Below are 12,651 nucleotides of genomic sequence, written 5' to 3' on the forward strand. Positions count from 1 at the left end.
GCCTCGCGGAGCTGACCGCGCGGGCGGCGGGGCTCAGTGCGCCGTCCATCCGCCGTCCATGGCGAGGGACGCGCCGGTGACGAAGGCTGCCGCCGGGGTGCACAGGTAGGCGACGGCCTCCGCGACCTCTTCCGGTTCGATGAGCCGCTTGAGCGCGGAGTCGGCGAGCATGATCTCGGCGAGTACGCGCTCCGCGGGGATGCCGTGGGCGGCGGCCTGGTCGGCGACCTGCCGTTCGACGAGCGGGGTGCGGACGTAGCCGGGGCTGACGCAGTTGGAGGTGACGCCGTGCGGCGCGCCTTCCAGGGCGGCGACTTTGGACAGCCCTTCGAGGCCGTGCTTCGCGGCCACGTACGCGGACTTGTAGGCGGAGGCCCGCAGGCCGTGCACGGACGAGATGTTCACGATGCGGCCCCAGCCCCGCTCGTACATGTGCGGCAGCGCGCCCCTGATGAGCCGGAACGGGGCCTCCAGCATGACGGTGAGGACACTCGCGAAGACCTCGGGCGGGAATTCCTCGATGGGGCGGACGAGTTGCAGGCCGGCGTTGTTCACGAGCACGTCGGCGCCGACAGCGGCCCGTTCGGCGGCCTCCAGGTCGGTGAGGTCGAAGTGCTGGGCCTCGATCGCGCCGGGCAGACCGGCCGCCCGCGCGGTCAGCTCCGCGAGGCCGTCGGCGTCCCGGTCGACGGCCCGTACCTCGGCCCCGGCCGCGGCCAGCCGCAGCGCGCACGCGCGGCCGATGCCGCCCGCCGCGCCGGTGACGAGGGCGGTACGGCCGCCGAGGTCGAGACAGACGTCGGGCGAGACGGTGTACGGGGCGGGACGGCTCTCCCGGTGCGGCAGGGTCATGACCGCAGGCTAGGCAGCCGCCGCACCGCCACCGATGTGCTCCGGCCCCACAAAGCGGCGGCGGGTAGTGGCCTCACACGCCATGTCGGGTCAGTTGGCCACCGGGATCTCCGTGGGGCTGAACCACGTCGGTTCGTCCGTGAGCCCGAGCTTGATCCGCATCAGCGCGAAGTCCTCCAGCGCCGGCAGCCCGTCCAGCGGGAACCAGCCGACTTCGAGCGACTCGTCGTCGTTGACCCGCGCCTCGTCCCCGCCCACCGCACGGCAGCGGAACGTGATGTCCATGAACTGGCAGTGGTCGCCGTTCGGGTACTGGACGGGGTCCAGCGCCTGCACCAGCAGCACCCGCTCGGGCACGCAGCGCACCGCGGTCTCCTCGAACACCTCGCGCACGGCCGCCGCCGCCGGCTGCTCCCCCGGGTCCGGGATGCCGCCGATGATCGACCACCGGCCGTTGTCGGCGCGCCGCCCGAGCAGCACCTGCCCGTCGTCGTCGAAGACGATGGCGCTCACTCCGGGCAGGAAGAGCAATTGTTGTCCGGCGCTCGCGCGGATCTCACGGATGAATTCGGGTGTCGACATACATCGAGCCTAGAGGTTGTCCGGGGTGGTCCCGGCGCGTCCGTGGGCACGGGAGCCGCAGGGGGCGTTCCGCGGGTCCTGGGAGCGTTCCCCGGGTGCGTCGGCCCAGGTGGGGCCGGAGAAGGCCGCCGGGTCGGGCTGCGGGACGAGCGGGTGCGGACGAGCGCTACGCCTTGTCCGCGCGTCCGGGCTGCGGCAGCAGCCGGTCGCGGATCACCCGCACCGCCGCCTCCGCGTCGTCCACGGTCACGGTGAAGCTGCGCCCGTCGCCGAGCCGCAGGACCAGCGCCTCGCCGCGTCGCACGACGACCGCGGTGCCCTTCTCGGGCCGCCAGCGGTAGCCCCAGCCGCCCCACTGCCGGGGGGTGACACGCGGCGCGAAATCCGCGCCGACCACGTGGGCGAGCAGAATGCGGCGGCGCGGCAGCCCGATGTGCCCGCAGCGCACTTCGAGGGCCTCGTGATCGACCCGTACGGCCACGTGGACGAAGGCGAGCGTGCCGTAGAGCATCAGCAGGCCGGCGGCGATGCAGCCGATCATCGACATGATGAGCGGCGCCACACCGCCCGCGCTCTCGGGCTCGAAGCCGAGCTCGATGCCCAGCGCCAGGCAGGCCGCCCCCGCGCAGGCGAGCAGCCACTGCGCACGGTTGGTGGCCCGCCCGGTCCAGACTTCGGGGGCGGTGGGTGATTCGGGGCTGCCGGGGGCTGCTGCCCCGTCGCGGGGGTGGTCCCTCATGGGTGGCAGCCTACGCGCCTTCCCCCGCCTCGGCAGGATCCGCGGACGTCGCTATCCGCGAGCGGGCGCGGCGGCGGCGAGCAGACGCCCCTCCGCGTAGCCGAGCGCCGCCGCGGGCAACTGCTCCGCGCGACCGCCGAGGATCACGGCGAGACCGCCGGTCGGCTCGGCGTCGGGCGCGGGCTGCGCACCGATCCGGCGCAGCGCCTGCGCGGCGACCGCGCCGGCCGATCCGTACATGGCGACGGCGGGGGCGTGCGCCGGTTGTACGGAGGCGCGGATACGCTCCGCGACGAGTTCGTAATGGGTGCAGCCAAGGACGACGGTCCTTACATCCCCGGGTGTGAGGGCCGCAGCGGCGGTGATCGCGGCGGTGATGGCCTCCTCGTCCGCGCGCTGCACGGCGTCGGCCAGGCCGGGGCAGGGCACCTCGGTGACGGCGACGTCCGCCGCGAAGTCGCGGATCAGACCACGCTGGTACGGACTGCCGGTGGTGGCCGGCGTGGCCCAGATCGCGACCGGCCCGCCGCCCGCTGCGGCGGGCTTGATCGCCGGTACGGTCCCGATGACCGGCAGCCCCGGCTCCAGCGCGGCACGCAGCGCGGGCAGCGCGTGCACGGAGGCGGTGTTGCAAGCGACGATCAGCGCGTCGGGGTGGTGCGCGGCCGCGGCGAGCGCGCAGTCGAGGGCGTGCGCCGTGACGTACTCGGAAGTGCGCGGCCCCCACGGCATCCCCTCCGGATCGGAGGAAAGCACAAGATCTGCGTCGGGCCGCAGCGCGCGCACGGCGGCGGCTGCAGCCAGCAGGCCGATTCCGGAGTCCATCAGCGCGATCTTCACCCGGTCACTGTACTGGGGCAGGTGCCGCAGCCGGTCGGCAGCCCCGGACGGCGGGCCCTGTCGACTGCGCACCCCAGGCGCGACCCGTCCGGCTGCGAGCCCCGGGCGAACCGCGTTGCCGGTCCGGCTACGGGCCCGGCGCGTACGGGTCCGGCTGCGGGCTTCAGACGAACCGCGCGCCCCCTCAGGCCGGCCCCAGGCAGGCGGCAGGCAGGCGGCAGGCAGGCGGCAGGAGCCTCTGCGGGCCGCCCGAGCCCCTGCGGGCCGCCCGAGCCCGTACCGACGCCCCACCCGTCACAGCAACCCCCCGCGCGGTGCAGCGAGCCGGCGCGCTCCCCCAGTGTCGCTCCGGACAGGGCCCACCTCGCCGGGAAAGCCTCGTGAAGAGCACTCCATGCGGGAGACTTCGCAAGTGAGCGTGCTGACGTGGGTGTCCGCCGGGTCGCTGCTGGCCTGGGTATGGCTGTTGCTGGGGCAGGGTTTCTTCTGGCGGACGGACGTCCGGCTGCCGGAGCGGCGGGATCCGGAGCGCTGGCCGTCGGTAGCCGTCGTCGTGCCGGCGCGGGACGAGGCCGAGATGCTGCCGGTGAGCCTGCTGTCGCTGCTCGCGCAGGACTATCCGGGCCGGGCCGAGATCTTTCTGATCGACGACGGCAGCAGCGACGGCACCGGCGCGCTGGCCCGCGCACTGGCGGCGGCGGACGAGGCCTGCGGGCTGCCGCTGACCGTGGACTCCCCCGGCGACCCGGAGCCGGGCTGGACCGGGAAGCTCTGGGCCCTGCGGCACGGCATCGCGCTCGCGCGAGCCCGTACGGACCTGGACGCCGAGTATCTGCTGCTGACGGACGCGGACATCGCACACGAACCGGACAGCCTGCGCGAGTTGGTGAGCGCCGCGCGCTCCGCCGATCTCGATCTGGTGTCCCAGATGGCGCGGCTGCGGGTGGCCTCCGGCTGGGAGCGGTTGATCGTCCCGGCGTTCGTCTATTTCTTCGCCCAGCTCTACCCGTTCCGCTGGGTCAACCGGCCCGGCTCGCGGACCGCCGCAGCCGCCGGCGGCTGCGTGCTGCTGCGCCGCGCGGCGGCCGAGCGGGCGGGGATTCCGGAGAGCATCCGGCACGCGGTGATCGACGATGTGACGCTCGCGCGGGCGGTGCAGCGCAGCGGTGGACGGATCTGGCTGGGGCTGGCCGAGCGGGTGGACAGCGTCCGTCCGTACCCGGGGCTCGGTGAGCTGTGGCGGATGGTGTCGCGCAGCGCGTACGCGCAATTGCGGCACAATCCGCTGCTGCTCGCGGGAACGGTCGGGGGGCTCGCGGTGGTGTACCTCGCGCCCCCCGTCGCACTCCTCGCGGGGATGCTGACCGGCGATCCGCTGCCGGCGGTGACGGGTGGCGCGGCCTGGGCCCTGATGGCCGGTACGTACGTACCGATGCTGCGCTACTACCGGCAGGCCCTGTGGCTCGCGCCGCTGCTGCCCTTCACGGCCGTCCTGTATCTGCTGATGACGGTTGATTCCGCCGTGCGGCACTACCGGGGGCGCGGTGCGGCGTGGAAGGGGCGGACGTACGCCCGCCCCTCCACCCCGCGGTGACGGTCCGGCCGCGGTCACCGCCGGTGACCGCGGGATCGCGACGGCTACTTGCGGCCCGGGGTCCAGTTCATGCCCCAGCTGTAGGCGTAGTCGGCGGTGCGCTGCGGGCTGACGCCGCGCTCCGGCACCAGGTAGCGGGCTTCGCGCTGGACGACCAGGTCTCCGTTGTCGTTGGTGATGAGCGCGAGCGCGCAGACCGTGGACGGCACGTTGCACTCGTCGAGCGAGAAGTCGATGGGCGCGCCGTGCTGCGGCTGGAGCGTGACCGTGGCGTTGAGGTTGGCGAAGCTGCGGGCGCCCTCGTAGATGGTGACGAAGATGAGGATGCGCCGGAACTCGTCCTTGTGGTCCAGGTTGACGGTGAGGTTCTCACCCGTGTCCACGGCGCCGGTGCGGTCGTCGCCGTCGAGATGGATGTAGGGCGGCTGGTGCAGCGAGCCGAAGGCGTTGCCCAGAGCCTGGATCACACCCTTGCGCCCGTCGGTCAGCTCGTAGAACGCGCAGAGGTCGAGGTCCAGATCCGAGTGGTTGGCCATCGCCTTGCCCAGCTTCTGGCCCCAGCTGCGGAACTGCTTGTGCACCTGCCAGTTGAGATTGACCCGCATCGAACCGGAGGTGCCGCCCTGTTTGGTGAGCGAGACCGAGGGCGCCTCCTTGGTCAGCGTGACCTTGGTGAGGCGAACGGGCGCGGCGGGCGGCGCGGCGGGAGCGGCCGGCGCGGCCGGCATCGCGGGAGCGGCCGGCATCGCAGGCGCTACGGGCGCGGCGGCCGGAACGGGCGCCTGGACCGGCGCGGGAGCGGCCGCCTGGACCGGGGCCGGTTCGTCGACGCTGATCCCGTAATCGGAGGCCAGGCCGCTGAGTCCGCTGCTGTAGCCCTGGCCGACGGCGCGGAACTTCCACCCGCCCTGCCGGCGGTAGAGCTCACCGAGCACGAAGGCGGTCTCGACGGAGGCGTCCTCGCTGTCGAAGCGCGCGAGTTCGGCGCCGTTCGACGCGTCGAGCACCCGGATGCAGAGACCGGGCACCTGGCCGAAGGTGCCGCCGTCCGCGGAGGCCGCGAGCACGATGGTCTCGATGACGGGCTCGACCCGGGCGAGGTCGGCGGAGAGCGCGTCGGTCACCGGACCGGACGCGCCGCCGGCCGGCTGCTTGCCCTCGTAGCGAACCGCGCCGGAGGAGTGCTCCGCCTGGTTGTAGAAGACGAAGTCCGCGTCGGAGCGGACCTTGCCGGACACCAGCAGCAGCGCGGAGGCGTCCACGTCCGGGACACCCGGGCCGGTGCGCCAACCCAATTCGACCCGCACCGCCGTCGCCGACACCTGAACATTGGTGCCCTTGCGCATCGACATGCTCTCCCCCTCGTCCATTCCAGCGTTCACTGCACAACCTAATCCAAGACCCCTGAAGAGCCGCTCTTTACACGATCCCTACGCATCTTGACGACCGATTTTCCCAGATTCGCTCACATTGGGGGTCCACAGTCACTCAGAGCACCCGAAACAACCCTCTTATCGGTCTCCCCAACCGGCACATCGTGGGCTTAACTTATGGGGTATGAGCTACCCCCGCAGCACCTACGGCGGCGGCTACTACGCTGCGCCGTCCTTCCCGGACACCCCGATCTACGACAGCCTGGTCGCCGAGCGGGGCACCCCACAGATCGCGCCGATCCGCGTGCCCGCCGCTTACGACACCGGCGGCTACCTGCCCGCACTGCCGTCAGCCCTCCCCGCGCTGCCGGCCGCTCCCTCATACCCCTCATACCCCTCGTACCAGCAGACCCCGCCGCACGGCTACCCCGCCATGCAGCAACAGCAGCAGGGCGGACCGTTGCAGCACGCCCCGCTGCAGCACGCTCCCGCGCCGTACATCCCGCAGCAGGCCGGCGGCTCGCGCGGCTACAACTACCCGAACCAGCAGGCGCAGCCGCAGCAGCCGCGCCGGCAGGCTCCGGGAACCGGCTACGAGGCGATGCGTCCGGCGGCCCCGCAGCCGCCCACCCCGTACGACGACCCCTACGGGCGGCAGTACCCGCCCCGCGGCTACTGATCCGGCCGATCGATCAGTTGTCCTAGGTGACTGGCAAGATGGCTCCATGGCGAAACCAGTACTCAGCGCGCTCCACGTCTATCCGGTGAAGTCTGCTGCGGGGGCAGACCACGGCGAGGCGACCGTGGAGCCGTGGGGTCTCGCCGGGGACCGTCGGTGGATGCTGGTCGACCGGGACGGCAGGTTCATCAGCCAACGTCAGTACCCGAAGCTGGCCCTGGCCAGGGCTCTGACGCTGCCGGACGGAGGGATCCGGCTCACCGCGCGAGGCCGCGCCGAGCTGACGGTCGCCGTGCCCGAGCCCGCGTCCGCCGGGCTCACGACCGTCGAGGTGTGGCGGGACAAGATCGAGGCGGTGCCCGCGGGGGCCGCTGCGGGGCGGTGGCTGAGCGCTCACCTGGACGCCGAGGTGTCGCTCGTCCATCTGCACGACCCTGCGCACAGCAGACCGCTGGACCCGGCCCGCGCACTGCCGGGCGAGACCGTGAGCCTCGCCGACGGCTTCCCGCTGCTGCTGACCACCACCTCCTCCCTGGACGCCCTCAACTCCCTGATAGCCCAGGGTGACCACGCGGACGAGGGCCCGCTGCCGATGAACCGCTTCCGGCCCAACGTCGTCATCAACGGCAGCGCGCCCTGGGCCGAGGACGACTGGAAGCGCGTCCGGATCGGCGAGGTGAGCTTCCGGGTGGCCAAGCCCTGCGGCCGCTGCGTGATCACCACGACCGATCAGCGGACCGCCGAGCGCGGCAAGGAACCGCTGCGCACCCTGGCCCGGCACCGCCGCATCGGCGACCAGCTCGTCTTCGGCCACAACCTGGTCCCCGAGAACCGTGGCACGCTGCGCGTCGGCGACCCGCTGGAGGTCATCGGCTAGCGGACCGGGGCAGAGGGTGCGGGAGCTGGACGGCAGGGCGGTCGCCGCGGGCCTTGCCGCCCGCGGCGCGGTCCCCGGGGAGGCACTCGCGGATTCGGGAAGCGGACGACCGTGCGATCAGGTGTCAGCGTGCGAGGGCGAGCGGACTCCCGGCGAGGTGATTTCGCTCTCGGTTCCGTCATCTGCCGCATGTGCCGCACCAAATGAGGTACTTACGAAGGGGGAAGGGGTGCGGTGGCATGCGAGCGATAGTGGGCCTCTGGCGGTGGCGCCGCAATCCGTTGCGCCGTTCGACCGACCGTATCGAGACCTGGGCGGCGTTCCTGGCCGCCCTGCTGATCGTGCTGGGCGCTCCGGCCGTCGGCTGGGCGGCGGGCGGCTCCGCGCACGGCGCGCTGCTGCGGACGGTCGGCGAGCAGCAGCACGACCGCGCGCTGGTCCGCGTGACGGTGGTCCGCAAGGTCGCTCATCCCCCGGTCGACCCCGACCCGGAGACCTCTTCGGCCCGCGACGCGCACCGCCGGGTGTTCGCGACCTGGACCGCGCCGGACGGCAGCAGGCACGCCGGGCGGATCAGCGCTCCGCGCGCCATCTCCCCGGGCCAGGGTTTCCGGATATGGACGGACAACTCCGGGCGGATAACCAACCGGCCGATGGACGGCAGCACTGCGGCCTCGCACGCCGCGCTGGCCGGGGTCGCCGCCGCGGCCGCCGCCGCGGGCCTGGTGGAGGGGGCGCGCCGGCTCGTCGTATGGCAGCTCATGCAACGGCGGTACGCCCGTTGGGACCAGGAGTGGGACCGAGCCGGTCAGGACTGGGGCCGGGCCGGCGCGGGCAGCTGACCGGTCAACTCCCCAGCCCCACGCACGCTACCGTGGAGCGGCGGTACAACAGCCGTAGCCGGTCGGCACACGCACGAGGTGGGGGCACAGCAGCAGCATGGCACCACAGGGTTCGGTCCAGGTGACGCACACCGGCACATCACGGTGGCGACGGCGCACCGGCGAGTACGCCTCCCTCGCCGCGGCGCTGGAGGCGGCGGGCGACGGCGACGTCCTGTCCATCGCCCCCGGCACCTACCGGGAGAACCTCGTACTGCAGCGGGCCGTGACCCTGCGCGGCTCGGAAGGGGCGCTGGGCTCCGTCCGGATCGCCCCGCCGGACGGCGTCGCGCTGACCATCCGTGCCTCCGCGACCGTCCAGGACCTGCATCTGGAGGGCCAGGACTCCGCCTCGCCCGCACTGCTCATCGAGGACTGCGCACCGGAGTTGGCCGATCTGCGGATCGCCACCCGCTCGGCCGTCGGCATCGAAGTACGGGCCGGCGCCCGCCCGACCGCGCGCCGCTGCACCGTCGACAACCCGGCCGGGATCGGCATCAGCGTGCTGGACGGCGCGGGCGGCGTGTTCGAGGACTGCGAAGTGGTCTGCGCGGGCCAGTCCGGCGTCTCGGTGCAGGGCGGCGCCCACCCGCGGCTGGAGCGCTGCCGCATCCACCACACCTCCGGCGCCGGTCTGTCGCTGAGCGGCGAGAACAGCGCGCTGGAGGCCGTCGGCTGCGAGATCTACGAGATCAAGGGCACGGGCGTGCAGGTCACCACCCGCGCCACCGGGCACCTCACCGACTGCACAGTGCACCGCACCTCGGCCGACGGCGTCACGCTCGACACCGACGCCGTGCTCACCCTCTCCGACTGCGACATCCACGACATCCCGGAGAACGCGATCGACCTGCGCGCTCGCTCGGTGCTCACACTCACCCGCAGCAAGGTCCGCCGGTTCGGCCGCAACGGCCTGTCGGTCTGGGACCCGGGCACCCGTGTGGACGCCAACCAGTGCGAGATCCACGACAGCACGGGCGACTATCCCGCGGTGTGGGTCAGCGACGGCGCCACCGCCGTCCTGGACGCCTGCCGGGTGCACGACGTACCCGACGCGATCTTCGTCCTGGACCGCGGCTCCCGCGCCGACGTCGTCGACAGCGACCTCGCCCAGGTCCGCAACACGGTGGTGTCGGTGAGCGACGGCGCGACCGTGCAGATCGACGACTGCCGCATCCGCGAGGCGGCCACCGGCGCCTGGTTCCGGGACCACGGCAGCGGCGGCACGCTCTCGAACTGCACCATCGACGGCGTCGCGACCGGCGTCATCGTCACCAAGGGCGCGGACCCCAGCATCGAGCGCTGCACGGTCAGTTCGCCGGTCGAGGCCGGTTTCTACGTCTCCGCCGAGGGCCGCGGCACCTTCCACGGCTGCCGGGTGACCGGGAGCAGCGGCTACGGCTTCCACATCATCGACGGCTGCCGCACCTCGCTGACCCGCTGCCGCACCGAGCGCTGCGCCCGGGGCGGTTACGAGTTCGCCGAGCCCGGCCCGGTCCGCGAGGAGTGCACGAGCGACGAGAGCTCGGCCGCCGAGCCGGCCGCGGCTGTGCTCACCGCGGAGCGGGCCGTGCAGACCGCCGGGCTGCTCGGCGGCGTGCCGCAGCAGGCCGCCCCCGAAGCGGCCCCGCCCGCGGTCGCCGAGCCGGGCCGGCCCTCCGACGAGGTGCTGGGTGAACTCGACACCCTGGTCGGGCTGGAGAGCGTCAAACGCGAAGTGCGCGCCCTCACCGACATGATCGAAGTGGGCCGCCGCCGGCAGCTGGCCGGGCTCAAGGCCGCCTCCGCGCGCCGGCATCTGGTCTTCACCGGCTCCCCCGGCACCGGCAAGACGACCGTCGCCCGGCTCTACGGCGAGATCCTCGCCTCACTCGGCGTGCTCCAGAGCGGCCACCTCGTCGAGGTGTCGCGGGTGGACCTGGTCGGCGAGCACATCGGCTCGACGGCGATCCGCACCCAGGAGGCGTTCGACAAGGCGCGCGGCGGCGTGCTGTTCATCGACGAGGCGTACGCGCTGTCCCCCGAGGACTCCGGGCGCGACTTCGGCCGCGAGGCCATCGACACGCTGGTGAAACTGATGGAGGACCACCGGGAGGCGGTGGTGGTGATCGTCGCGGGCTACACCGAGGAGATGCGGCGCTTCCTGTCCGTGAACCCGGGCGTCGCCTCCCGGTTCTCCCGCACCATCGTCTTCGGCGACTACGCCCCCGAAGAGCTGCTGCGCATCGTCGAGCAGCAGGCACAGGAGCACGAGTACCGGATCGGCGAGGGCGCGGCCGAGGCGCTGACGAAGTACTTCACGATGATCCCGAAGGGCCCCGGGTTCGGCAATGGCCGGACCGCCCGGCAGACCTTCGAGGCGATGGTCGAGCGGCACGCCGGCCGGGTCGCCCAGCACGCCGACCCGAGCACCGACGACCTCACCCTGCTCTACCCGGAAGACCTCCCCGAGCTGCTCTGATCCGTCGCTCCGCGCTCCTGCGGTGGGACGCCGGCACTCTGTTCGGGCGGCTTCCCGGACGGCGGGCCGGAGGGGCGCGCGGACTTCCGCTCGGGCGGCGGCCCAGCCGTTCGCGGCTCCTCTTCCGCTCCTTCCACGGGCGCTACGGGTTCTTCCGCTACGGGCTCCGGCCCGGCGGCCGGTACGGGCCCCAGGCGGGCGAGCAGCCCGGCCCGCTCCTCGGCGAACGCCGGGTCCGCCTGGTAGTCCGAGTGCCCCAGGATCGGCGCGGGCAGTGGGTGTTCGCGGGTGCGGCCGTAGGCGAGCGGGTCCAGCAGCGACGGCCGGTCGACCTCGGGCCCCGCCTCGTCCGCCAACCGGATGCGGCCCCCGATCGGGTCGGTGCGACGCCACAGGTTCCGCCAGCAGTGCAGCTCACCGTGCAGGGCGCGCAGCGGTGTCGGCCCGAAGTACGCCGGGAACCAGCGCCCGTAGAGCCGCTCCAGCGGTGAGCCGTAGGTGAGCAGCGCGACGCGCTGCCGGGTGCGCCGGTCGAGCTGCCAGACGGCCGCGGCGGCCAGCACACTGCCCTGCGAGTGGCCGGAGATGACGAGCCGGCCGCCGGTGCGCTGCGTCCAGGTGCTCATCCGCCAGGTGAGGTCGGGGACGGCGCGCTCGGCGTAGCAGGGGGGCGCGAAGGGGTGCGCCGCGCGCGGCCAGAAGGTGCCGACGTCCCAGAGGATGCCGATGGTGCGCCGGGCGGAGGCGTCGCGGTAGGCGCGGCGGCCCCAGGTGATGAAGAGCAGGAACCCCAGCCCGATCATCCAGGAGCCGAGCGCCTGCGCGGTCTGCGCCGCGGCCTCCACCGGTCCTGGACTGTGCTCGGCGGCCCGGCCCGGCACCTTCCCCGTCCACCAGGCGCCCGCGACGGCCACCCCGCCCAGCACCAGCGTGACCAGCGCGACGGTGCCGATGACCCAGCGTGCGGAGTCGGTGAGCCCGGCGCGGGCGATGGCGCCCGCGATCCGTTCGGTGCGCGCGCTGTCGGGCCGGTCGGTTCCGTACTCGCCGGGGATGGTGCGGATCAGCTGCTTACGGGTCCGCCACACCTTCCAGCCGAAGCACCCGAGCAGCGCGACGACCAGCAGCAGCAGCGCCGGGATCACCGAGGCCTGCCAGGACAGCACCACCGGCGGCCCGACGATCGGGCCGCGCTGTTCACCGGGGGTGCCGCCGCCGTCGAGCCAGTCGGCGACCCGCTGGGCGACGCCGCCGGACATCAGCCCGCCGAGGGCGCACGCGAGCATCGCGACGGCCGCTCCGCCGAGGCCGCCGAGCGGGGTCCGCTCGACGGGCGCGGCGCGGTGGAGGATCAGCGCGGTCACTCCCAGCCCGACCACCAGCAGCCCCTGGACCAGGGCGATGACGCCGAAGGTCTCGTCGCCGGGCAGCAGTCCGCGGGAGGTCCAGCCGGGCCGCGACCAGGCGGCGTGCAGCGCCGACGCGAGCAGCACCGTCAGCGCCGTGCCGGGCAGCGCGGTCACCACGAGCTTCTCGGCCCGGTCGTCGGGGGTGGCCTCGCTGCGCCCCCGGGACCAGATGACGGCCACCACCACGGCGGAGACCACCGCGAGCACGGCGACGACCACCCAGCCGAAGGCGTCCAGCCACGGGTTGCCGCCCGGCTTGCGGTCGTAGCGGCTCGCGGCGGCCGTCAGCGCCGCGCCGACGGTGAGGAACCCGGCGGCGGTGTGCGCCGCGCGCAGCCGGGCCACCAGTCTGCGGCCGGACCAG

Annotated in this window: 11 protein-coding genes; 5 read left to right on the top strand and 6 right to left on the bottom strand. The window is 73.4% G+C overall.

The features are described 5' to 3' along the window. Positions 1 to 33: 33 nt before the first annotated feature. From QMK28_RS31915 to QMK28_RS31930, 4 genes are all read right to left on the bottom strand, one after another. Positions 34 to 852, bottom strand: a complete 819-nt coding sequence (locus QMK28_RS31915) for a 3-hydroxybutyrate dehydrogenase (RefSeq protein ID WP_326443189.1) — start codon at positions 850 to 852, stop codon at positions 34 to 36. Between the two features lie 90 nt (positions 853 to 942). Then, positions 943 to 1,434, bottom strand: coding sequence for an NUDIX hydrolase (locus QMK28_RS31920; protein ID WP_326443190.1), 492 nt, complete (start codon positions 1,432 to 1,434; stop codon positions 943 to 945). 166 nt (positions 1,435 to 1,600) lie between these two features. Then, positions 1,601 to 2,173: a hypothetical protein gene (locus QMK28_RS31925; protein WP_326443191.1), complete on the bottom strand. Its 573-nt coding sequence runs from the start codon at positions 2,171 to 2,173 to the stop codon at positions 1,601 to 1,603. A 51-nt stretch (positions 2,174 to 2,224) separates the two neighbouring features. Then, positions 2,225 to 3,013: a glutamate racemase gene (locus tag QMK28_RS31930; RefSeq protein WP_326443192.1), complete on the bottom strand. Its 789-nt coding sequence runs from the start codon at positions 3,011 to 3,013 to the stop codon at positions 2,225 to 2,227. A 421-nt stretch (positions 3,014 to 3,434) separates the two neighbouring features. Between QMK28_RS31930 and QMK28_RS31935 the strand changes: the two genes are divergently transcribed. Further along, the gene (locus tag QMK28_RS31935) at positions 3,435 to 4,607 is read left to right on the top strand and encodes a glycosyltransferase (protein WP_326443198.1); all 1,173 of its coding nucleotides are present in this window, start codon (positions 3,435 to 3,437) and stop codon (positions 4,605 to 4,607) included. A 44-nt stretch (positions 4,608 to 4,651) separates the two neighbouring features. Here the strand turns inward: QMK28_RS31935 and QMK28_RS31940 are convergent, their stop codons facing one another. Further along, positions 4,652 to 5,953, bottom strand: a complete 1,302-nt coding sequence (locus QMK28_RS31940; RefSeq protein WP_326443199.1) for a TerD family protein — start codon at positions 5,951 to 5,953, stop codon at positions 4,652 to 4,654. Positions 5,954 to 6,164: 211 nt separating this feature from the next. Here QMK28_RS31940 and QMK28_RS31945 point away from each other — a divergent pair, with 211 nt between their 5' ends. The 4 genes from QMK28_RS31945 to QMK28_RS31960 all read left to right on the top strand — a co-directional run bounded on the left by QMK28_RS31945 (position 6,165) and on the right by QMK28_RS31960 (position 10,878). Next, complete coding sequence (locus QMK28_RS31945) at positions 6,165 to 6,659, top strand: DUF6643 family protein (protein WP_326443193.1); 495 nt, start codon at positions 6,165 to 6,167, stop codon at positions 6,657 to 6,659. A 46-nt stretch (positions 6,660 to 6,705) separates the two neighbouring features. Then, positions 6,706 to 7,536, top strand: a complete 831-nt coding sequence (locus QMK28_RS31950) for an MOSC domain-containing protein (protein ID WP_326443194.1) — start codon at positions 6,706 to 6,708, stop codon at positions 7,534 to 7,536. A gap of 239 nt (positions 7,537 to 7,775) precedes the next feature. Continuing rightward, positions 7,776 to 8,378 (top strand): Rv1733c family protein, encoded by a 603-nt coding sequence (locus QMK28_RS31955; RefSeq protein ID WP_326443195.1) that lies wholly within the window; start codon positions 7,776 to 7,778, stop codon positions 8,376 to 8,378. A gap of 97 nt (positions 8,379 to 8,475) precedes the next feature. Then, the gene (locus QMK28_RS31960; RefSeq protein WP_326443196.1) at positions 8,476 to 10,878 is read left to right on the top strand and encodes a right-handed parallel beta-helix repeat-containing protein; all 2,403 of its coding nucleotides are present in this window, start codon (positions 8,476 to 8,478) and stop codon (positions 10,876 to 10,878) included. On the opposite strand, the gene QMK28_RS31965 is transcribed toward QMK28_RS31960, so the two are convergent. Continuing rightward, a partial coding sequence (locus QMK28_RS31965; protein ID WP_326443197.1) for a hypothetical protein occupies positions 10,848 to 12,651 on the bottom strand: 1,804 nt, incomplete at its 5' end. The two genes, QMK28_RS31960 and QMK28_RS31965, sit on opposite strands and share 31 nt — an antisense overlap.

The sequence above is a fragment of the Streptomyces sp. H27-D2 genome (assembly GCF_035828615.1).
In the GTDB taxonomy this organism is placed as follows: Bacteria; Actinomycetota; Actinomycetes; order Streptomycetales; family Streptomycetaceae; genus Streptomyces.